Origin of the sequence: Sphingomonas sp. SUN039, from assembly GCF_024758725.1 — a bacterium.
GTDB lineage: Bacteria > Pseudomonadota > Alphaproteobacteria > Sphingomonadales > Sphingomonadaceae > Sphingomonas_O.
Genome location: NZ_CP096972.1, coordinates 2,249,315 through 2,269,029, shown reverse-complemented (window position 1 = coordinate 2,269,029; position 19,715 = coordinate 2,249,315). Strand labels below are relative to the sequence as shown.

The following is a 19,715-nucleotide window of genomic DNA, read 5'->3' as shown; positions in this document are numbered from 1 at the left end:
GCTTGCCCTCTACGGCGCTTCGGACTAAGCCCTTCAGCGATTAGGCCGTCCCGAAAGGGGCGGCCCTTTTATTATCGCTTACGGAAAGACCCGAACGATGGCCCAGCCGCTCATGCCCCATGCGACCGCTTCCTGGCTGGTCGATAACACCTCACTGTCGTTCGAACAGATTGCGGTGTTCTGCGGCCTCCATATCCTCGAAGTGCAGGCGATTGCCGATGACACGGCGGCGACCAAGCTGACCGGGCGCGACCCGATCCGCGCGCACGAGCTGACGATGGCCGAAATCGAAAAGGGGCAGGCCGATCCCAATTACGCGCTGAAGATGGACCGCGAGCCCGAAGCCGCGACGCGGACCAAGGGGCCGCGCTACACGCCGGTCAGCAAACGGTCGGACAAGCCCGACGGCATCGCCTGGATCATCCGCAACCACCCCGAAGTCAGCGACGGCCAGATCGGCAAGCTAATCGGCACGACGCGCAACACCATTTCGGCGATCCGCGACAAGAGCCACTGGAACATGGCGAACATCGTGCCGAAGGATCCGGTGACGCTCGGCCTGTGTTCGCAGCGCGAACTCGACGCGATTGTCGCAAAGGCCGCCAAGGCTGCCGGTCTGGACCCCATCGTCGATACCAAGCTCGACGGCGACCGCGAGGCCCTGATCGACCAGCTCCGCATCGAACGCACCGAAGCCGCGCGCATTGCCGAGGCGATTGCGAACGGCGAAATGGAAGCGCCCGCGATGATCGGGAGTTTCGTGGATCCGTTTAAACGCTGATGCGCCAGCGCGGGCTGTGATTGGCGGACGCTAATCGCGCACACGGGCCAGCACTGCCGGCGGGCATCGTCCGGCCGACGAAAGCACGGGCTTTGCCCGTGTCCCGCCAGCAATACCTCTCAATCCGGCGCCTCGCACGTCGCATCGAGCGACAGGGCATAGCTGCGCGGGTTCTTCGGTGCAGTGCCGTTGACGCGTAGCCATTTCAGCATCAGGTCGGCCAGCCCCTGCGACGTTCCGATAACGGTCTTGTTGTCGAGCGCCGCGATGCGGTCTTTCAGTGTGTCGCCGGGCGCGCATTTCTTGCAGGGGTAGTTCATGCTGTCGAACGACAGCGGCTTGTTGCCGTTCCAGCCCGTCCCCTTGTTGTCCGACGCGTAATAGGTCGTGTTTTCGGTCCATTCGAACTGCGTATTGTATTCGACCAGCTTCAGCGACGGGTTGTTGCCATGGTCGGTGGTGATCGACGGAATGGCGAGGTCGAGTTCGGTGAACCTGCCGAGATTGGGCAGTTTCCGGCTGCAATCGCGGAGCCGCCTGATCTCGTTGTAATGGGTGTGGCTGCTCAACAGCCCGACGATTTCGGGACCATAGGATGCGATAATTTGCAGGAACGTCTGCTGCACCCAGGCTTGCACCAGATCGGGGTCGGTGCCGGTATAGTTCAGGCTGCGGCTCCACATTGTCTTCACGCCGCCGTTGCCGTCGCCATAGCCGTCGATCCCGGGCGGCACGTGCATGGCGACGATTACCCTTTCGCCCTTGGTGCGGGCATCCTTTAGCTGGGCGTTGAGCCATTCGAGCTGGGCGTTGGTGTCGGCCTGATAGTGCGGCACGCCGTTCGGGTCGGGTGCACCATTGCGGCTGTCGTAGGAGGCGGTGAAAATGTTGGTGTCGGCCTGATAGTGCGGCACGCCGTTCGGGTCGGGTGCACCATTGCGGCTGTCGTAGGAGGCGGTGAAAATGTTGGTGTTGAGCGCGATGACGCGCAGGGCCGGGGCGGTGGCGGATTTCTGCGCGGCATAGACCGAATAATATCCCTTCGGCAGGTTGGCCGTGTCGATCAGGTCGCCGGACTGGGCATTCAAAACCGGACTGCCGCCCCATGTCGAGGACAGGTTCAGCGGCGTCTGCTGGTTGTAGGTGAACGCCTGATAATCGCCGCCCAGCGAATCGTTGTTGCCGGGCAGGTAGATCAGCTTCGTCGTGGTACCGGCGATGTTCGCGAGTCCGTCGAGCGCGGCCTTGAACTCGGTGGCATAGCCCCCGGCGCAATGCGCGGGCAGGTCGCCGACATAGATCGCAAATGCCGGTTTGGCGGTCGCGATCAGTACCTTTGCCTTTGCCTGTGCAGCGGACCAGAGCGCGGGCCGCGTCTCCTCGCCGGCGGAACTGCAACTGACATTGTCGGACATCGCCAGATGGATGTCGGACAGCGCCAGGAAAGTGCCGGGGCTTGCGGCGGCAGGTACTGCGGGCGCAATTGCCGACTGTGCAATGGCCAAGTGCGGCGCGGCGGCAAGGCCCAGCACAAATGCACCGCATAAGACTGCGTTCCTGATGCGTCTCGCCATCGCCCTGTCCCCGTATCGCCCCGATCGTGTCGGTGTCGAAATGTAAACTGCGCTTTTCACATCGTTTTGGCCAGAGGCGCGGTTTGAGCACGTGGGCGGCGAGCCAACGCGCTGGTATCGGCGAACCTGCCATGCCAAGGGGTTGCAAATGGCAACTGCATCCACCGAAACGCCGGACGCGCCTGCGCCCGACATGAGCCTGACCGACCACGGGTTCGAGCCGCTGGAATCGCGCGGCCTGACCTATCCGATGGGCAAGTTCGCGCCCGAATATGGCGTCGTCCACCCGCTTGGCGAGGGACTAGGCTGGACGCGGCTGCCGGTGCCTGGATTGCTGAAGCACATCAATGTCTGGCTGCTGGAGGATGACGGCGGCGTTGCCCTTGTCGATACCGGGCTGAAATTGCCGGAATCGAAAGATGCCTGGCGGCGCGCTCTGGATGGACGGCCGGTGTCGCGGGTGCTGGTGACGCATTTCCACCCCGATCATCTCGGCCTCGCAGGGTGGCTGTGCTTCAAGCACGGCGCGCCGTTGTGGATGAACCGCACCGAATATCTGCTGGCGCGGATGCTGATCGCCGACAAGCGCGACGAACCGCCGGTCGAGGCGGTCACGCAAGCGGTCGAGGCGGGATGGACGCCCGAACAAGTGGCCCCGTTCAAGGCGCGCGGATGGGGCAATTTCGCCGCCATCGTCTCGCCGATGCCGGTCGGCCATGTCCGCATCAAGGACGGCGACGTCATCCGCATCGGTGCGCGCGACTGGACGGTCTGGGTCGGCAGCGGCCACACGCCCGAACACGTCTGTTTCGTCGATCTGAAGGGCAAGGTGATGATCGCGGGCGACCAGGTGCTGCCGCGCATCACCAGCAATGTGTCGGTGACGATTACCGAGCCGACCGGCGATCCGCTCGGCGACTGGCTGGCCTCGATCGAGAAGTTCCGCGCGCTGCCCGACGACCTGCTGGTGCTGCCCGCGCATGGCGAGCCGTTTTACGGGCTGCACGCGCGGCTCGACCGGCTGGAGGAGGGGCACCGGACCAGCCTCAACCGGCTCCACGCGCATCTGACGGTCGAGCCGCGCCGTGCGGTCGATTGTTTCGGCGTGCTGTTCGGGCGTGCCATCGACGACAGCATATTGGGGCTGGCGACGGGTGAGGCGCTCGCGCATCTGCGCCATCTGGAGGTGACAGGGCGCGCCACATTCGAACTGCGCGAAGGGGTGCGCTTCTATTCGGCGGCCTGATTGCAGCGTGCGATGTCGCCGCTTACACTGTTGTCAATGAGCGATCCCGAAACCGTCTGGCGCACGCATTACGTCCATCCCGGTGCGTGGGATGTGACTTATCCGCCGCTGACCCTGCCACAGATGTTCGACGCCAGCGTCGCGGCGCATGGAGCAGCGATCCTGACCGATTTTCTGGGTGCGCGGCTGAGCTATGCGCGAATCGGGGCGATGGCGGACCGCTTTGCGGCGACCCTGATCGGCTGGGGCGTGGCGAAGGGCGACCGGGTCGGTCTCTATCTGCCTAACGTCCCCGATTATCTCATCGCCTATTATGGCGCGCTGAAAGCCGGGGCGGTCGTCGTCAACATGTCGCCGCTCTATTCGCGCACCGAACTGGCGCACCAGACCGCAGACAGCGGGGCGCGGATCGTGGTGACGACCGATGTGCCCGCGATGTTCGATACGGCACGGGCCTTGCTCGACGAGGGCGCCATCGACAGGCTGGTAGTCGGCAATCTGTCTGGCTGGTTGCCCCTTGTGAAGCGGTGGCTATTCCGTCGCTTCCGTGCCGCTGAAGTCTCGCCAATCCCGACCGGCGACTCCAGAATCGTGCGCATGGCGGATATCGTTGCCGGGCAGGGAGCGGTCACGCCGGTCGCGGTTGCGCCCGAAGACATTGCGCTCATTCAATACACCGGTGGCACGACGGGCACGCCCAAAGGGGCCATGCTGACGCATGCCAACATGACGGCGAACGCGCGCCAGGTTCACGCGCTCGACCCGCATCCCGATTTGCCCGACCGTATCTTGGGCGTGCTGCCGTTTTTCCACGTCTTCGCCAATACCTGCGTGCTCAATCGCACCGTGTTGAGCGGTGGCATGATCGCGATGCTGCCGCGTTTCGGCGCGAAGGATGCGCTACGGACGATCCAGCGGGTGAAGGCGACGGCGCTTCCCGGCGTGCCGACGATGTATCAGGCTTTGCTCGATCATCCCGATTGCGCGAGAACCGATTTTAGTTCGCTGCGCGTTTGCATTTCCGGCGCGGCCCCGCTCGCCGAAACGCTCAAGGCCAAATTCGAGGCGGTGACGGGTTCCAAGGTCGTGGAGGGTTATGGCCTGACCGAATCCGCCGGGGTGGTGGCGACCAATCCCTATGAGGGCGTGAACAAGGGGGGCACGATCGGCCAGCCGGTCCCAGGGACGCGCGTGCTGCTGGTCGACCGCGACGACCCGACCCGGCCTGCGCCCGACGCCGAGCCGGGCGAGCTGGTGGTGCTGGGGCCGCAAGTGATGGCGGGCTATTGGGGGCAGGGCGAACGCGAAGGCGACTTTGTCATGACGCGGGCGGGGCGCGCCCTCCGCACAGGAGATGTCGCGACCATCGATAGCGAAGGTTACATCCGCATCGTCGACCGGCTGAAGGACATGATCGCGGTCGGCGGGTTCAAGGTGTTCCCCAGTCAGATCGAGGAAGTGCTGTACCGGCACGAGGCGGTCAAAGAGGCCATCGTGATCGGCATCCCCGACAACTATCACGGCGAAATGCCCAAGGCTTTCGTGACCTTGAACGACGGGTACGAAGTCGAGGGCGACGCGCTGAAGAACTGGCTGAACCCGCAGCTCGGCAAGCACGAGCGCGTGGCCGCCGTCGAGGTCCGCGCGGACCTGCCCAAGACGCTCGTCGGCAAGCTCAGCCGTAAGGAACTCGTTGCGGAAGAACGGGTGAAGGCGGCCGCTTGACCCCCGCGCCGCCGCTCGCCACAAGCGCACGCCATGGCCGATGACCTGTCCACCCTGTCGTTCGAAGACGCGCTGAAGCGTCTTGAGACGATCGTCCAGCGCCTCGAAAGCGGCGAGGAAAGCCTCGATGACTCGATCACGCTTTACGAGGAGGGGGCAAAGCTACGCGCCCAGTGCGAGGCGCGGCTGAAATCGGCACAGGAAAAGATCGACAAGATCGTGCTCGGCGCGGATGGCAGCCCGACCGGGACCGTGCCGTTCGATGCCGGCTAGGGACAGGCGATGGGGGCATTGACTCCGATCCTGGCGAACGCGCTGATCGAGGTCGCGCGCGAGGTCGATCAGCTGTTCGATCATGTCCTCGCCGTCCCCGATGATGCGCGCGCGCCGCTCTATCTGGCGATGCGCCACGCCGCGATCGGCGGCGGCAAGCGGATGCGGCCGCTGCTGACTGTCGCGGCCAGCCAGTTGTTCAATGTCGACCGCGCCGCCGCCGTGCGCGTCGGCTGCGCGATCGAGGCGATCCATGTCTATTCGCTGATCCACGACGATTTACCGTGCATGGACGACGACGACATGCGGCGCGGCAAGCCGACGGTGCATAAGGCGTTCGACGAAGCGATTGCGGTGCTTGCGGGCGACTCGCTGCATGAGATCGCGTTCGAACTCATCGTGGATGGTGCCACCCACGCCGACCCGTTCGTGCGGCTGGAACTGATCGAGGGGCTGGCGCGCGCCTCGGGTCCCGCGGGCATGGCGGGCGGCCAGATGATGGATATCGCCGCCGAAACCTCCGATTTCGACCTAGCGGCTGTTACACGTTGCCAGGCGCTCAAGACGGGCGCACTGATCGCCTTTTCGGTCGAGGCCGGGGCCATCCTCGGTCGCTTGCCGCCCGAGGGACGGGCGTCGCTGCGCGGCTATGCCCGCGACATCGGACTCGCTTTCCAGATCGCGGACGACTTGCTCGACCATGAGGGCGACGAGGAAGCGGCAGGCAAGGCGCTCCGCAAGGACGAGGGCAAAGGCAAGGCGACATTCCTGTCGCTGCTCGGCGTCGAGCGCGCTCGCGCTCAGGCGCAGATGCTCGTCGACCAGGCCATCGGGCATCTCGCCAGCTTCGGCGCGGAAGCAGATTTGCTGCGCGCCATCGCGCGCTATGCGGTGGAGCGCGACCGGTGAGGGTGGGCGTCTATCCCGGCACTTTCGATCCCGTGACGCGCGGCCATATGGACGTCATCTCGCGCGGGGCCAGGCTCGTCGACCGGCTCGTCATCGGCGTCACCACCAACATGGCGAAATCGCCGATGTTCACTGCGGAGGAGCGCATTGCGACGCTGACGCGTGAATGCGCGGGGATCGACGGCGTCAGCGTGGTCGGCTTCGATTCGCTGCTGATCGATTTCGCCGAGGCGCAGGGCGCGACCATCGTCCTGCGCGGCGTGCGCGGCGTCACCGATTTCGAGTACGAGTACCAGTTGACCGGCATGAACCGCGCGCTCAACGATCGGATCGAGACCGTTTTCCTGATGGCCGACGTCGCGCTGCAGCCGATCGCGAGCCGGCTCGTCAAGGAAATCGCACTCTACGGCGGCAACATCGACAAGTTCGTGTCGTCAGCTGTCGCTGCCGAAGTTACGGCACGGGTAGAAAAGCTGGGCCGCAAGGGCCATTGACGTTCAGGCGCGGCTCATTTCGGGGCGCTAAGGCCGCGCGTTATCGATTGGAGACCTGGTTTCAATGAAGTTCCTCACCGCGTTCATGGCGATCCTCGCCATTGCCAGTCCCGCACTTGCCAAGAAAAAGCCGAAGCCCGTGACCGGTCCGGCCCCGATGGCGGCGGTCGTGCCCGATCCCGTGCCGACACCCGACAATCTGTGGCATCTTCAACTATCGACCGGCGGCGAGGTCGTCGTCCAGCTGCGGCCCGACAAAGCCCCCAATCATATCCAGCGCATCAAGACGCTGACCCGCGCCGGATTCTATGACGGGCTGTTGTTCCACCGCGTGATCGAAGGGTTTATGGCGCAGACCGGCGATCCGCAGGGCACCGGGCAGGGCGGGTCGCCGCTGCCCGACCTGAAGGCCGAGTTCAACGATATGCCGCATGTGCGCGGTACCGTGTCGATGGCGCGTGCGACCGAGCCGAACAGCGCCAACAGCCAGTTCTTCATCGTTTTCATGCCGACGCTGCGCCTCGACAATAACTACACCGCCATCGGGCGGGTCGTCAGCGGCATGAACTTCGCCGATTCCGTCGAGCGTGGCGAGCCGCCCGCCAACCCGTCGAAAATCGTTCATGCCTGGATCGAGGCCGATGGACCGAACGCGCCGAAGGTGGCGCTGAACCCATCGGCGCCGCAACCGGTCGTGGAAGCACCTCCGGCCCCACCCGCTGCGGCACCGGCGCCTGCGACGAAGCGCAAGAAGGTGCTCGGACTCTTCTAGGAGCTGCGACGCAATGCGCGTCGACCTGTTCGATTTCGACCTGCCCGAGGACCGGATCGCGTTGCGTCCGGCGGCGCCGCGCGATGCCGCGCGGATGCTGGTTGTCGACGAGATCGGGATGCACGACCGGAGCGTGCGCGACCTGCCGTCGCTGCTACTTCCGAGCGATTGCCTCGTCTTCAACGACACCCGCGTCATCCCGGCGCAGCTGACCGGGCGACGCGGCCAGGCGGCCATCGGCGCAACCTTGCACAAGCGCGAGGGGCTGCGCGGCTGGCGGGCCTTCCTGAAAAACGCGCGGCGTGTGCGCGACGGCGACCGGATCGATTTCGGGTCGGAGGTCGCCGCTGTTGCGAGCGAACGCGCCGACGACGGCAGTGCGCTGCTGCGGTTCGAGGGCGACGAGCCGGTCGAGGTATTGCTGGCGCGCGCGGGCACGATGCCGCTGCCCCCCTATATCGCCAGCAAGCGCGGCATCGATGCGCACGATGCCGCCGACTATCAGACGATGTTCGCCGACAAAGACGGTGCGGTCGCCGCCCCCACGGCATCGCTGCATTTCACGCCCGATCTGATCGCGGCGCTCGATGCGGCGGGCGTAGCACGCGAGACGCTGACGCTCCACGTCGGCGCGGGCACATTCTTGCCGGTCAAGGCCGACGACACCGACGATCATGTCATGCACGCCGAATGGGGCCGAATCGACGCTGCGACCGCTACACGCCTGAACGCCGTCCGCGCGAACGGCGGGCGCATCATCGCAGCAGGCACGACATCGCTTCGCCTGCTCGAAAGCGCGGCGCGCGAAGATGGCACCATCGCCCCGTTCGAGGGCGATACCGCGATCTTCATTACGCCGGGCTACCGGTTCAAGGCCGTGAGCGGCCTGCTCACCAATTTCCATTTGCCCAAATCGACGCTGTTCATGCTGGTCAGCGCAATGATGGGCCGCGAGTGCATGCAGGCGGCCTATGCCCATGCGATCGCGAACGGCTACCGCTTTTACAGCTATGGCGACGCTAGCTTGCTGCTCCCCCCACCGCTTACATCCCGTCGACCGCCTTGCTGACGAGCACGTTGACCGACACGCGCCGGTTCTGCGCCTTGCCTTCGGGCGTCTGATTGTCCGCCAGCGGGTCGGATTCGGCCATGCCGGTGGGCGTGAGCATCCGGTAGGGCTTCCAGCGGCAGGCCTGTTGCAGATAGTTCATGACGCTTGCCGCGCGCTTTTCGCTCAGGGTCTGATTGAACTCCTGGCTACCGGTCGAATCGGTGTAGCCCACGACCAGCAACAGCGCGTTACTGGTACGCCCGGCCTCGCCCGCAGCCGCGCACAGGTTCGCCTTGGCCTGCTCCGACAGCGCCGCCTTTCCAGTGTCGAAGTTGACGTTGGTCGTGCTCTTGACGTTGTAATTGTCGATGTCGCCCATGCGACCGCGCAGGGCCGCCGTGGCGGCGGTCTGCTCGTCGAACCGCTGGTTGGTTCCGCTGCGGATCATTGCGGCGGTCTTGAGATCGCTGCCCCGGAAATCGATCTGGCGCGCGATCAGGCCGGCTTCCGGTCCGGCAGCGGATTGCAGCGTCTTGACGGTCACTGGCAGGCCGTTGAGCAGGTCGTTGGCCGTGAGCTTGGCAGTGCTGCCGCCGAACAGGCCGCTGCGACCGCGAATCTTTGTGGCATCGGTGACGGCGATGATCGTGCCGGTGCCATCGGCCGCCGTCACCTGAATGCGGTTGCCGCTGCGCGCCGAAATAATGCCTTTGATATCGGGACCGGCTGGGGCAGCGATCATGTCGGGGACGGCAGTGGGTGCGGGTGGCATGCCGGTGACGGTAATGTTGTCGCGCGGCGGTGCTTGTTCTTGCGCCGACAGGACGGCCGAGATCGGCAAGACAAATGTGCCGATCAGGAGGATGAGTGCTGGTTTGCGTGACAGGAAGTGCATGGTGTCGCTCCTACGATTCTGCCCCCCTTCGCGTGCGGTGTTGTCCGAAACCTTTCACTCACATTAACGGACGTGCTGCGACGCACTCGTTGCGGGCGTTTCGAGCGGTTTCTGCGGCGAGCCGAACAGAGTTACTGCAAACCATTGCAACCGATGGGTCGGCTCGACGCTTCCCCCGAGCCGTTCAACTCGGCATAGCCGCGCGATGCCTTCTGCCGCGTCCGACCGTTTCGCCTTCACCTGCACCGCCACCGACGGTCGCGCCCGCACCGGCGTCATCACAACCCCGCGCGGCGACATCCGGACGCCCGCATTCATGCCGGTCGGTACGGCGGGGACGGTCAAGGGCATGAAGCCCGCCGATGTGCGGGCGAGCGGTGCCGACATCATCCTCGGCAATACCTATCACCTGATGCTGCGCCCGGGGGCCGAGCGGCTTGCCCGACTGGGGGGGCTGCACGCGTGGATGGGGTGGAACCGCCCGATCCTGACCGACAGCGGCGGCTATCAAGTCATGTCGCTCGGCGACCTGACGACCAAGAGCGAGGAGGGCGTGGCGTTCAAATCGCACCTCGACGGGTCGCGGCACATGCTGTCCCCTGAACGCTCGATGGAAATCCAGGCTGCAATCGGCAGCGACATCGTCATGGCGTTCGACGAGTGCACGCCGTTTCCTGCAACGCACGAGGTGGCGCAGGCGTCGATGGAGCGGTCGATGCGCTGGGCCGCGCGGTCGAAGGAGAGCTATCGCGGTCCCGGCGTGGTGTTCGGTATCCAGCAGGGATCGATGTTCGAAGATTTGCGCGAAGTATCGACGCGCGCGCTGATCGACATCGACTTTCCCGGCTATGCGGTCGGCGGACTCGCCGTCGGCGAGGGACAGGCGGAGATGTTCCGCGTGCTCGACTTTGCGGTGCCGATGCTGCCCGCCGACAAGCCGCGTTACCTGATGGGCGTCGGCAAGCCCGACGACATCGTGGGGGCCGTCGAGCGCGGGATCGACATGTTCGACTGCGTGTTGCCGACGCGGTCGGGACGTAACGGACAGGCGTTCACCTGGAATGGGCCGATCAACATCCGCAACGCGAAGTTTGCGGAGGACACGACACCGCTCGACCCGGAATCGCCCGTCGCCGCGTGGAGCAAATCCTATCTCCATCACCTCGTCCGCTCGGGCGAAATGTTGGGCGCGATGCTGATGACCGAACATAATCTGTGGTTCTATCAACAGGTGACGGCGGGCCTGCGCGGGGCGATTGCAGCGGGGCAGCTGGACGAATGGGCGAACGCATTCCGGACGCGTTACGCCAATTGACCGGCTTGCGCGTGTGACGCTTGCGGCTTAGCCAAAGCGCATGGATGACTCAAAGATGCGCCCGTCGCGGCGCGCGGTGGTGATGGGGCTTTCGGCCTTTGGTTTGATCCCGGCCGGTGTCCGGGGTGCAGCGACTCCCGTCGAGGCGAAGTTCGTGATCGAGGACCGGCGGCTTTGGGTCAGCGCGTCGGTCGACGGCAGCGAACCATTGCTGTTCATTGTCGACACGGGCGCGGCGAGCAATTTCCTGCGTCCTGAAATCGCGAAGAAGCTGAAACTGCTCGTTCAGGGCACCGGCAGCGTCGGCGGTGTCGGCGGTCGCAGCGCGAACACTGGCGTGGTGCAGGCGCGCGAGATCGCCATCGGCGGCGCGTTCCGACAGAACCGCGTGCTGTTCAACACCTATGACATGGCGCGCGGCTTTCCCGATGACGCCGCAGGGATGTTTGCATCGGGACTGTTCACCGCGCTCGATACCGACCTCGATTTCGCCAACGGGACGTGGCGCATCTGGCCGAAGGGGCGCGAGGGCGACCCCAAGGGCGTACGGCTTGCAGATTCGTCGATCACTCTGCTCGGCGACCGGGGCGGCAGCCAGCGCATGTACGCCACCATCCAGATCGATGGCCGACCCTATCGTATGGGCATCGACACCGGTGCGCCGGGCGCGCTGTTCCTGTTCCCCCGCGCGGCGGCGCGCAGCGGTTTGTTCGAGGGCCGCCCCTATGCGCCGAGCGGGGTTTCGGGCTTCGGTGGGCGTGCCAAGAGGCTTGGACGGATCGTGCGTGCGGAGCGGCTGAATTGGGGACCGCTGGCGCTGAAGCGACCGTTCGTCACTCTGATGGACCCGGCGGAAACGTCGCTGTTCGACTTCGACGGGCTGATCGGCCTGCCGTTGATCTCACTGTTCGACATGGCGACCGAGGTCGGACCGGGCAAAGTCTGGCTGGCGCGCAATACGTTGAAACCGACCGCTGATCCTTATGGCCGCAGCGGTCTGTGGCTCGGGCTGCGTGGCAAGGATATCTTGGTCGAGGCGGTCGGCAAGGGCAGCCCAGCCGAAACGGCGGGGATTGCGGTCGACGATGTGGTGGCCGTTCCGGCTGTCCTGTCCGATGCGATCAAACTGATCAACGGCGACGCCGGACGCGAGATCGCGCTATCGCTGCGCCGTGACGGCAAGGCTCGTGAGGCAAAACTGACGCTCGCGGATTATCTCTGAGCAACCGTCAGCCCCAGCGCCTCGCGCCGCATCCAGCGCCACAGCACGAGCACCGCGACGACCGCCAGCCCGCTGGCGAGGCCGAGCCAGATGCCGAGGCCGCGTAACCCCATGGGAAAGGCAAGCGTCAGGCCAATGGCGACGCCGACCACCCAATAGCCGATCACCGCATAGACCAGCGGCCAGCGCGTATCGTGCAACCCGCGTAGCACACCCGCGCCGACGACCTGTGCGCCGTCGACGATCTGGAACAGCGCGGCCACCGCAAGGAATGAGATGGCGGTGGCGATAATCGCGGCGTTGGCCGGATCGTTCAGGTCGAGGAAAATGCCGACAAGCTGGCGTGGAAACAGCAACAGGCACGTCGCGGTGAGGCACATCGCCCCCACCCCGATGGCAAAGGCAAGCCAGCCAGCGCGTGCGATGAGTCCCTTGTCGCCTGCGCCCAGCCCCAGCCCCACGCGAACCGTCGCCGCCTGCGCCACGCCCATCGGTACCATGAATGCGAACGCGGCGATCTGGATCGCGACGGCGTGCGCGGCGAGCGAAACCCGGTCGATCAGGCCCATGACAAACACTGCGGCGGTGAACACGCCGATTTCGAGCAGGATCATGATCGCGATCGGCAGACCCAGCTTCCAGATCGCGGCAAAGCGTTGCCAGTCCGCGCGCCACCAGCGCCCGAACAGGCGGTAACGGCGGAACTGCCGGTCGGTGAGCACCACCGCGACCAGCCCGAAACACAGGAAATATGTCGAGATCACGCTTCCCATTGGCGCACCCGCAAAGCCCATGGCGGGCAGCCCGAAATGCCCCCAGATCAGCGCCCAACTCGCCAGTGCATTGACCGCAACAGTCGCGAACAGCACTGCGAATACCGCGAACGCGCGCTCCATCGCCGAAATGTAGAAGCGCAGCGCGAGGTGCACGAAATAGGCGGGTAGGCTCCACATCACGATCTGCAGGAACAGACCGGCCTGCTTGGCCAGCGCCGCGTCCTGCCCCAGCATCAGCAAGATCGCCTCGCCGTGCCACAGCGCCGCCCAGCACGGCAAAGTCAGCGCGGCGGCGACCCAGAACCCCTGCCGTACCGACCGGCGAACGTCGCGCACCGAATGCTTCATCCGGCCCCGCTCAGTCGCGATCATCGGCGCGAGCGCGGACAGCAGCCCGGTGCCCAGAAACATGAACGGCCCATAGATATTGACCGCCAGCGACCCCGCTGCGAGCGCATCCGCGCCCAGCCGCCCGAGCAGGACGAGGTCGGTCGCATAAATCATCGACTGCGCCAGATTGCCGAGGATCAGCGGCATCGCCAGCGCCATCAACGCCCGTGCTTCGGCGCGCCAGGGAGTTGGGACGGAGGGCATGGACGTGGCTGGTAGCGGGTCGGGGGGTGAGGGAACAGGGGTGGTAGGGGAATCGGGCGTTTCGAATCGGTGCTTTCCCTCACCCTGCCGCGCCAGAGCGGCGCGTGTTGCCCTCTCGGCTTGGGGGAGAGGGAAACTCGCTACCCCAGCTTCACACCCAGGAATCCCGGCAGCGGGCCGTTCCAGCCGTCATCCGGTTCGTCATCATGATGGGTCCGCTGCGCCCCGCGCGGGGCGGGGGCCGGGCGGGGGGTGCGCTCGGGGCGCAGGGCGGGTTCGGTCTTTGTGCGCGGGGCGGGGACCGGTTTCGGGTCGGCCTTGGCGCGAGGTTCGCGTTTGGGCCGATCGTTTGCCGTCGCGGGTTCGGCAGGCGCGGCATCTACGCGCGGCGTGGCTTTCGCACCGGTGCCGACGCGCTCGATCTTGGTGCCGGTCAGCTTTTCGATATTGGCGACCGCTTCGGCGTCGTCGGAGGTGGCCAGCGTAAACGCCTTGCCTTTTGCGCCGGCGCGGCCGGTGCGGCCGATGCGGTGGACATAGTCGTCCGGATGCCAGGGAACGTCATAGTTGAAGACATGACTGACGCCCTTCACATCGAGGCCGCGTGCCGCGACGTCCGACGCGACGAGAACGACGATATCGCCCGATTTGAACCGGTCGAGCTCGCGGATGCGTTCGCTCTGGTCCATGTCACCCTGAATCTGGCCCGACTTGAACCCGGCGCGCGACAGGTCTTTCGCCAAATCGCGCACCGTCGTCTTGCGGTTGGAGAAGACGATGGCGCTGCTAACGTCTTCGGCGCGGAGGAGCCCGATGAGCGTGTCCTTCTTGGTCCGCGACGTGCATTCGACCAGCCGCGCCTCGATATTGAGGTTGGTACTGGCAGGCCGCGCGACCTCGATCTGCTTGGGGTTGCTCAGGAATTTGTCCGCGAGCTTCTTGATCGGTCCCGGCATGGTGGCCGAAAACAGCAAGGTTTGACGGTTGGCAGGCAGTTTCGTGCAGATGTCCTCGATATCGGGAATGAATCCCATGTCGAGCATCCGATCGGCCTCGTCGATCACGAGCAAATTGCAATCGTTGAGCATGATCTTGCCGCGCCCGAACAGGTCCATCAGGCGGCCCGGCGTCGCAATCAGCACGTCGACGCCTTTTTCCAGCGCCTTGACCTGATCGCCCATCTGCACGCCGCCAATCAGCAACGCCATGCTGAGTTTGTGGTATTTGCCGTATTTCTCGAAATTCTCGGCAACCTGCGCGGCGAGTTCGCGCGTCGGTTCGAGGATCAGGCTGCGCGGCATGCGCGCCCGGCTGCGCCCGTTGCCGAGGATGTCGATCATCGGCAGGACGAACGCTGCGGTTTTGCCGGTGCCGGTCTGGGCGATGCCGATCAGATCGCGCATCATCAGCACCGGCGGGATAGCCTGCGCCTGGATGGCGGTCGGCTCGGTATAGCCGGATTCGTCGATAGCGCGGAGGAGTTCGTCGGAGAGACCGAGGTCGGCAAAGCTCATGCCGCCCGCCTGTGGCGCGAGGGCGCATGAGTCAAGGGGAAGCGCGGCAACGAAAAAGCGCCTAGCGTTCGGGCACCAGCATCCGGAAGCGCTCGACGCGGCACTGCTGACCGGCACGGGTGTGGAGCATGTCACGCCGCTGGCAGACCTGTCCGTCCGGCGTCGGTGCGAGGTAAAATCCCGAATAATAATCGAGTGCGGGGCAATCGTCGTCGAGCTTGGCGCGCAGCCGGGTGCCGCCGCGCAGGAACAGGTCGACCGTGTCGTTCTGGCCGATCGACGCGCCCGCCAACTGGCTGACAGGCACGCATTTCGGCCCTTTTACCTCTTTCCACTTGATCGGGCGGGGCGGCGGCGGGGGCGGCGACATTGCGGGGACGCGGATGATAATGCGCTGCTGAATCAGCATCTGGGTGACCTGAACCTGTGTCGTCGGGGGCGGTGCGGCCGCCTCGGCGGCGGGCGCGGGTGCGGGCGCGACACTTGTCGCCGCCACGAGCAGGCCATAGGCAATCGGGGTCACGCAGCGGATTCCATTGTGCTCCGGGCGTTGGCGGGACGGGCTTGAACAGGCGATTAATCGTGCGAACTACAGCTGTCGAGGCCGTGATTGCGGCTGCCACCGAACGATTTGGTGCGAAGAGTGTGGCAACCGCGCCACAGGATATCGCGCCTTGGCTGACCGACTGGCGCGGGCGCTATCATGGCGCGGCGGCGGCGGTACTGTCGCCCGCGAGCCTCGAAGAGGTCGCGTTTCTGGTCGCGCTGGCCGCCAGACACCGTGTGCCACTGGTGCCGCAAGGCGGTAATACAGGTATGGTCGGCGGGGCGACCCCGCCTGCGGATGGCTCTGCCCTGCTGCTGTCGCTGCGGCGGATGAACGCGATCCGCGAGATCGACGCTGTCGCGGGTTTTGCGGTGGTCGAGGCCGGGGTGGTACTCCAGACCTTGCACGAAACGGTCGCGGCGCAGGGCATGCGCTTTCCGCTTACGCTCGGCGCGCGGGGGTCGGCGACGGTCGGCGGGCTGGTCTCGACCAATGCCGGAGGCACGCAGGTGCTTCGCTTCGGCACGATGCGGTCGCTGGTCGCGGGGGTAGAGGCAGTGATGCCCGATGGGGGTATCTGGCGCGGGCTGGAGGTGCTCAAGAAGGACAACCGCGGCTACGACCTCAATCAGCTGTTGATCGGCGCGGAAGGGACGTTGGGTGTGGTCACGGCGGCGACATTGAAGCTGGTTCCCGCTATCGGCGACCGCGCAGTGGCGTGGATCGGGGTGGAGACGCCCGAGGTAGCGCTGCAACTCCTGCGCCGGTTCGAGCGGCAGACGCGAGGGGTCGAGGGGTTCGAGATCGTGCCTGCCGATACGCTGGGGCTGGTGCTGGCGCATGTGCCGGGGACGCGCAGCCCTCTCGGCGGCGAACATCCCTGGCACGTGCTCGTCGAGCTGGTCGCGGACCGCGAGGCGGTGGCCGAACTCGAACCGTTGGTGGCCGACGCTTTCGAAGCGGGGCTGATCCGCGACGCGACGATTGCCGCGAGCGAGGCGCAGGCCGAGGCGTTCTGGCGGCTGCGCGATTCGATCTCGGAGGCTGAGCGCGCCGCAGGCCCGGCAATGCAGCACGACATTTCGGTGCCCGTCGATGCGATGCCGCGTTTCATGGTCGAGGCGGCGGCGACGGTCGAGGCGGCGTTCCCCGGTACGGTCGCCAGCGCCTTCGGGCACCTTGGCGATGGCAACGTCCATTTCCACGTCCGCGCTCCCGCTGCATCGGACGCCGATAGCTGGCGGCGCGACGTCGGCTATGCGGCGAGCGGCATGGTCCACGATCTGGTCGATGCGGCAGGCGGATCGATCTCGGCGGAACACGGCATCGGCCAGATGAAGCGCGACGAACTCGCCCGCCTGTCCGATCCAGTGCGGATGGCAACGCTGCGCGCGATCAAGCACGCGCTCGACCCGCTCGGCATCATGAATCCGGGGAAGTTGCTCTGACCTTGCACCGGCGACGCTCTGGCCATAGGGACGCGCGCAACTTCACCCTGACATTCTTCGGAGAGACATTATGGCCAGCACGGCCCCTCAGAACGCCGGCCTGCCGCTGCTTTACAAGGACCTCATGCCGCTGTCGTCGGTCGATCATGCCGACTGGAAAATGCGCGCGCTCGACCACATCGCCTTTGCAAAGGGCGATCACGCCATTCCAGTCACCGTCGATGAGTTCGCGATGGCGCAGCGTCACTATCCGATCGTGTTCTCGGTCGGCGACAACCCCGTGCCGCTGGCGCTGATGGGGCTTAACGAAGGTGTAAACACCTTCATCGATGACGACGGCAAGGTTACCGAGGCGGTTTATCTGCCCGCTTATCTGCGCCGTTATCCGTTCCTTCTGGCGAAACTGCGGCCCGAAGCCGAGGAACTGTCGCTGTGCTTTGACCCGACGACCGAGGCGCTGGGCGCGTTCGACGAGGGCGAGCCGCTGTTCGACGGCGACAAGCCGACCGACGTGGTGACGCGTATCCTCGGTTTCTGCCAAGAATTCGAGGAATCGGGCATGAAAACCGGCCAGTTCATGGCCGAGCTTGCCGAACACGGCCTGCTGATGGACGGCGAAGTCTCGATCCAGCCCGATGGCGAGTCGCAGCCGTTCATCTATCGTGGCTTCCAGATGGTCGACGAGACCAAGCTGCGCGATCTGCGCGGCGATGTGCTCCGCAAGATGATGCAGTCGGGTCTGCTGCCGTTGATCCACGCGCACCTGTTCTCGCTGCAGACGATGCGCGAGATTTTCGGGCGTCAGGTGATGCAGGGCAAGACGGTTATCCCGACCGCGCCCGACGCCGCTGCATAGCACGAAGCGCGCGACATAATTTCATCGTTACCGGGGCAGTACTGCCCTTGTAGCTTTGGTTGCATTGCACTATCTATCGCGTAGCCGCTTGCGCGTTCCCCCTTTCGCGCGCGGCTGGTGCATCTCCGGATGCACCTCCTCCCTGAACCTGGCCACCGCGTGTGAAAACACGCGGTGGTGCTTTATCCGGCTCCTGTCATTCAGCCGGCTACTCGGCAGCGAGCGGCCAGATCGCATTGTCGCCGGGCGATTCGAGCCGGTCGGCAAGCGCCGCGATCAACCCCTGCATCGCAGCGAGCCCCGTGCCGGGCCCGTCCAGTACCGGATCTAGGTAAAGTCGCCGGTCGATCTCGATCTGGATCGCCGAGACACCGCGCGCCGGTCGTCCGTGCCGCTCAAGCATATAGGCCCCGGCATAAGGCGCGTTGACCGCGACGCGCAGCCCGGCGTCCCGGAAAATACTCGCTGCGCGTTCGGTGACTTCGGGCGACGCACTTGCGCCGTGCCGGTCGCCGATCACGACCTGCGCCGCACCTAAAGCTGCCAGCGACGGCATCGAATGCACATCGACCAGAACGGCACGGTCGCCTGCCGCCCGTGCCTGCGCCAGCGCCGAATCGACGGCGCTATGCCACGGGCGATGAACCGCGACGATACGCTCGGCCAGTTCGGCAGCGCGCAACGGGGTGCGCCATAGCCGCACGTTGCCGAGCCGCTCGGGAACAAGGCCCAGCCCGCCCCGGGCGCGGTGCGAGGGGCGGGCGACGGGGTCGCGCGCCCCCGAAACCGCGCGTGCCTCAAAATCGGTTTCGGCCCGGTTGAGGTCGATGAGCAGGCGCGGCATCCGGGCAATCAATGTGCGATGCCCGATGGCGACCGCCGTTTCGACCAGCAGATCGGCCAGCCGGTCCTCGAGGGGCAGGGCGCGCGCCACCGTCACGGCGAGCCGGTCGTGCACCCATTCGGGATAGTCGCGCCCCGCATGCGTCACGGTGACCACAACCGGCCCCGGGGCCGAATCGTTGAAGCTGTCGAACGGACGGATCATCCCCGGGGCATAGGGGCACGATCGGGCCGGTGCACTGGAATTTCTTAACCGCTGTCGGCATACAGAAGATGCGCGGTGCCGCTTGGGCATCGTTGCGCTGTTCGGGACCGGTCATGATCCGCATTTTGCTTGCCGAAGACGATGGCGCGATGCGGATGCATCTGACGCGGGCGCTCGAACGCTCGGGTTACGCCGTGGTCCCGGTCGAATGCGGCAACGATGCCTTCGATCTCGTGCAGGCCGGCGAACAGTTCGACCTGCTGCTGACCGATATTGTCATGCCCGGCATGGACGGCATCGAGCTGGCGCAAAAGGTGTCGGTGACAGCGCCCGGCACACGCGTGATGTTCATCACCGGTTTTTCGGCGGTCACACTGCGTGCAGGCGAAGCCCTGCCGCAAGCGAAAGTGCTGTCGAAACCGTTCCACCTCCGCGACCTTGTGCTCGAGGTAGACCGCATGTTCGAAGAGGCAAGCGCGGGCCGCCTTTGACGGCTTGCAACGTGCGCGTCGCGTCGCTAGGGACGCCGCCTTACCCCGTACGAGTGGGCGTGTAGCTCAGTGGTAGAGCACTGTGTTGACATCGCAGGGGTCGCAAGTTCAATCCTTGCCACGCCCACCAGTTTACTCTTCGAGTATCAAGAGAAGCCGGTCCGGCGTTCCGCTGCTCGTCGGA

Annotated in this window: 19 protein-coding genes and 1 tRNA gene; 14 read left to right on the top strand and 6 right to left on the bottom strand. The window is 65.4% G+C overall.

Going from position 1 to position 19,715, the window contains the following annotated elements:
• Positions 1-97: 97 nt before the first annotated feature.
• Positions 98-781, top strand: a complete 684-nt coding sequence (locus tag M0209_RS11110) for a DUF1013 domain-containing protein (protein ID WP_258888336.1) — start codon at positions 98-100, stop codon at positions 779-781.
• 119 nt (positions 782-900) lie between these two features.
• Here M0209_RS11110 and M0209_RS11105 read toward each other — a convergent pair whose 3' ends face one another.
• Entirely contained in the window at positions 901-2,286 is a 1,386-nt protein-coding gene (locus M0209_RS11105; protein WP_258888335.1) for a metallophosphoesterase, read from the bottom strand.
• A gap of 217 nt (positions 2,287-2,503) precedes the next feature.
• Here M0209_RS11105 and M0209_RS11100 point away from each other — a divergent pair, with 217 nt between their 5' ends.
• From M0209_RS11100 to queA, 7 genes are all read left to right on the top strand, one after another.
• Complete coding sequence (locus tag M0209_RS11100; protein ID WP_258888334.1) at positions 2,504-3,601, top strand: MBL fold metallo-hydrolase; 1,098 nt, start codon at positions 2,504-2,506, stop codon at positions 3,599-3,601.
• Between the two features lie 36 nt (positions 3,602-3,637).
• On the top strand, positions 3,638-5,326 hold the full coding sequence (locus M0209_RS11095; protein ID WP_258888333.1) for an AMP-binding protein: 1,689 nt from the start codon (positions 3,638-3,640) through the stop codon (positions 5,324-5,326).
• A gap of 33 nt (positions 5,327-5,359) precedes the next feature.
• On the top strand, positions 5,360-5,599 hold the full coding sequence (locus tag M0209_RS11090) for an exodeoxyribonuclease VII small subunit (RefSeq protein ID WP_258888332.1): 240 nt from the start codon (positions 5,360-5,362) through the stop codon (positions 5,597-5,599).
• A 9-nt stretch (positions 5,600-5,608) separates the two neighbouring features.
• Positions 5,609-6,508 (top strand): polyprenyl synthetase family protein, encoded by a 900-nt coding sequence (locus M0209_RS11085; RefSeq protein WP_258888331.1) that lies wholly within the window; start codon positions 5,609-5,611, stop codon positions 6,506-6,508.
• On the top strand, positions 6,505-7,002 hold the full coding sequence (gene coaD, locus M0209_RS11080; protein ID WP_258888330.1) for a pantetheine-phosphate adenylyltransferase: 498 nt from the start codon (positions 6,505-6,507) through the stop codon (positions 7,000-7,002). The genes M0209_RS11085 and coaD overlap by 4 nt, the downstream gene beginning before the upstream one ends.
• Positions 7,003-7,066: 64 nt before the next feature.
• Positions 7,067-7,774 carry a peptidylprolyl isomerase gene (locus tag M0209_RS11075; RefSeq protein WP_258888329.1) on the top strand — a complete coding sequence of 236 codons (708 nt, stop codon included), beginning with the start codon at positions 7,067-7,069 and terminating at the stop codon, positions 7,772-7,774.
• A gap of 13 nt (positions 7,775-7,787) precedes the next feature.
• Positions 7,788-8,843 (top strand): tRNA preQ1(34) S-adenosylmethionine ribosyltransferase-isomerase QueA, encoded by a 1,056-nt coding sequence (gene queA, locus M0209_RS11070; RefSeq protein ID WP_258888328.1) that lies wholly within the window; start codon positions 7,788-7,790, stop codon positions 8,841-8,843.
• Here the strand turns inward: queA and M0209_RS11065 are convergent.
• A complete protein-coding gene (locus M0209_RS11065; protein WP_258888327.1) occupies positions 8,818-9,720 on the bottom strand; it encodes an OmpA family protein in 903 nt (300 codons plus the stop codon). The genes queA and M0209_RS11065 overlap by 26 nt on opposite strands.
• Positions 9,721-9,925: 205 nt before the next feature.
• Between M0209_RS11065 and tgt the strand changes: the two genes are divergently transcribed.
• Complete coding sequence (gene tgt / locus M0209_RS11060; protein ID WP_258888326.1) at positions 9,926-11,035, top strand: tRNA guanosine(34) transglycosylase Tgt; 1,110 nt, start codon at positions 9,926-9,928, stop codon at positions 11,033-11,035.
• A gap of 40 nt (positions 11,036-11,075) precedes the next feature.
• Positions 11,076-12,257: an aspartyl protease family protein gene (locus M0209_RS11055; RefSeq protein ID WP_258888325.1), complete on the top strand. Its 1,182-nt coding sequence runs from the start codon at positions 11,076-11,078 to the stop codon at positions 12,255-12,257.
• On the opposite strand, the gene M0209_RS11050 is transcribed toward M0209_RS11055, so the two are convergent.
• From M0209_RS11050 to M0209_RS11040, 3 genes are all read right to left on the bottom strand, one after another.
• Positions 12,248-13,627, bottom strand: a complete 1,380-nt coding sequence (locus M0209_RS11050) for an MATE family efflux transporter (RefSeq protein ID WP_258888324.1) — start codon at positions 13,625-13,627, stop codon at positions 12,248-12,250. The two genes, M0209_RS11055 and M0209_RS11050, sit on opposite strands and share 10 nt — an antisense overlap.
• A 140-nt stretch (positions 13,628-13,767) precedes the next feature.
• Positions 13,768-15,141 carry a DEAD/DEAH box helicase gene (locus M0209_RS11045; protein WP_258888323.1) on the bottom strand — a complete coding sequence of 458 codons (1,374 nt, stop codon included), beginning with the start codon at positions 15,139-15,141 and terminating at the stop codon, positions 13,768-13,770.
• Between the two features lie 61 nt (positions 15,142-15,202).
• On the bottom strand, positions 15,203-15,664 hold the full coding sequence (locus tag M0209_RS11040; protein ID WP_258888322.1) for a hypothetical protein: 462 nt from the start codon (positions 15,662-15,664) through the stop codon (positions 15,203-15,205).
• A 56-nt stretch (positions 15,665-15,720) separates the two neighbouring features.
• Between M0209_RS11040 and M0209_RS11035 the strand changes: the two genes are divergently transcribed.
• The gene (locus M0209_RS11035; protein ID WP_408988233.1) at positions 15,721-17,136 is read left to right on the top strand and encodes an FAD-binding oxidoreductase; all 1,416 of its coding nucleotides are present in this window, start codon (positions 15,721-15,723) and stop codon (positions 17,134-17,136) included.
• A 70-nt stretch (positions 17,137-17,206) separates the two neighbouring features.
• Positions 17,207-17,992: a SapC family protein gene (locus M0209_RS11030; RefSeq protein ID WP_258888320.1), complete on the top strand. Its 786-nt coding sequence runs from the start codon at positions 17,207-17,209 to the stop codon at positions 17,990-17,992.
• Between the two features lie 208 nt (positions 17,993-18,200).
• Here M0209_RS11030 and M0209_RS11025 read toward each other — a convergent pair whose 3' ends face one another.
• Positions 18,201-19,040 carry an N-formylglutamate amidohydrolase gene (locus tag M0209_RS11025; RefSeq protein ID WP_258888319.1) on the bottom strand — a complete coding sequence of 280 codons (840 nt, stop codon included), beginning with the start codon at positions 19,038-19,040 and terminating at the stop codon, positions 18,201-18,203.
• A 113-nt stretch (positions 19,041-19,153) separates the two neighbouring features.
• Here M0209_RS11025 and M0209_RS11020 point away from each other — a divergent pair, with 113 nt between their 5' ends.
• Entirely contained in the window at positions 19,154-19,531 is a 378-nt protein-coding gene (locus tag M0209_RS11020) for a response regulator (protein WP_258888318.1), read from the top strand.
• Positions 19,532-19,586: 55 nt separating this feature from the next.
• A tRNA-Val gene (locus M0209_RS11015) sits at positions 19,587-19,661 on the top strand.
• The last annotated feature ends 54 nt before the right edge of the window (positions 19,662-19,715 follow it).

Coding starts and splice junctions, on each gene's coding strand:
- M0209_RS11110 (WP_258888336.1), top strand. CDS start 98: ATGGCCCAGCCGCTCATGCCCCATGCGACCGCTTCCTGGCTGGTCGAT.
- M0209_RS11100 (WP_258888334.1), top strand. CDS start 2,504: ATGGCAACTGCATCCACCGAAACGCCGGACGCGCCTGCGCCCGACATG.
- M0209_RS11095 (WP_258888333.1), top strand. CDS start 3,638: ATGAGCGATCCCGAAACCGTCTGGCGCACGCATTACGTCCATCCCGGT.
- M0209_RS11090 (WP_258888332.1), top strand. CDS start 5,360: ATGGCCGATGACCTGTCCACCCTGTCGTTCGAAGACGCGCTGAAGCGT.
- M0209_RS11085 (WP_258888331.1), top strand. CDS start 5,609: ATGGGGGCATTGACTCCGATCCTGGCGAACGCGCTGATCGAGGTCGCG.
- M0209_RS11075 (WP_258888329.1), top strand. CDS start 7,067: ATGAAGTTCCTCACCGCGTTCATGGCGATCCTCGCCATTGCCAGTCCC.
- queA (WP_258888328.1), top strand. CDS start 7,788: ATGCGCGTCGACCTGTTCGATTTCGACCTGCCCGAGGACCGGATCGCG.
- M0209_RS11065 (WP_258888327.1), bottom strand. CDS start 9,720: ATGCACTTCCTGTCACGCAAACCAGCACTCATCCTCCTGATCGGCACA.
- tgt (WP_258888326.1), top strand. CDS start 9,926: ATGCCTTCTGCCGCGTCCGACCGTTTCGCCTTCACCTGCACCGCCACC.
- M0209_RS11055 (WP_258888325.1), top strand. CDS start 11,076: ATGGATGACTCAAAGATGCGCCCGTCGCGGCGCGCGGTGGTGATGGGG.
- M0209_RS11050 (WP_258888324.1), bottom strand. CDS start 13,627: ATGCCCTCCGTCCCAACTCCCTGGCGCGCCGAAGCACGGGCGTTGATG.
- M0209_RS11045 (WP_258888323.1), bottom strand. CDS start 15,141: ATGAGCTTTGCCGACCTCGGTCTCTCCGACGAACTCCTCCGCGCTATC.
- M0209_RS11030 (WP_258888320.1), top strand. CDS start 17,207: ATGGCCAGCACGGCCCCTCAGAACGCCGGCCTGCCGCTGCTTTACAAG.
- M0209_RS11025 (WP_258888319.1), bottom strand. CDS start 19,040: ATGATCCGTCCGTTCGACAGCTTCAACGATTCGGCCCCGGGGCCGGTT.
- M0209_RS11020 (WP_258888318.1), top strand. CDS start 19,154: ATGATCCGCATTTTGCTTGCCGAAGACGATGGCGCGATGCGGATGCAT.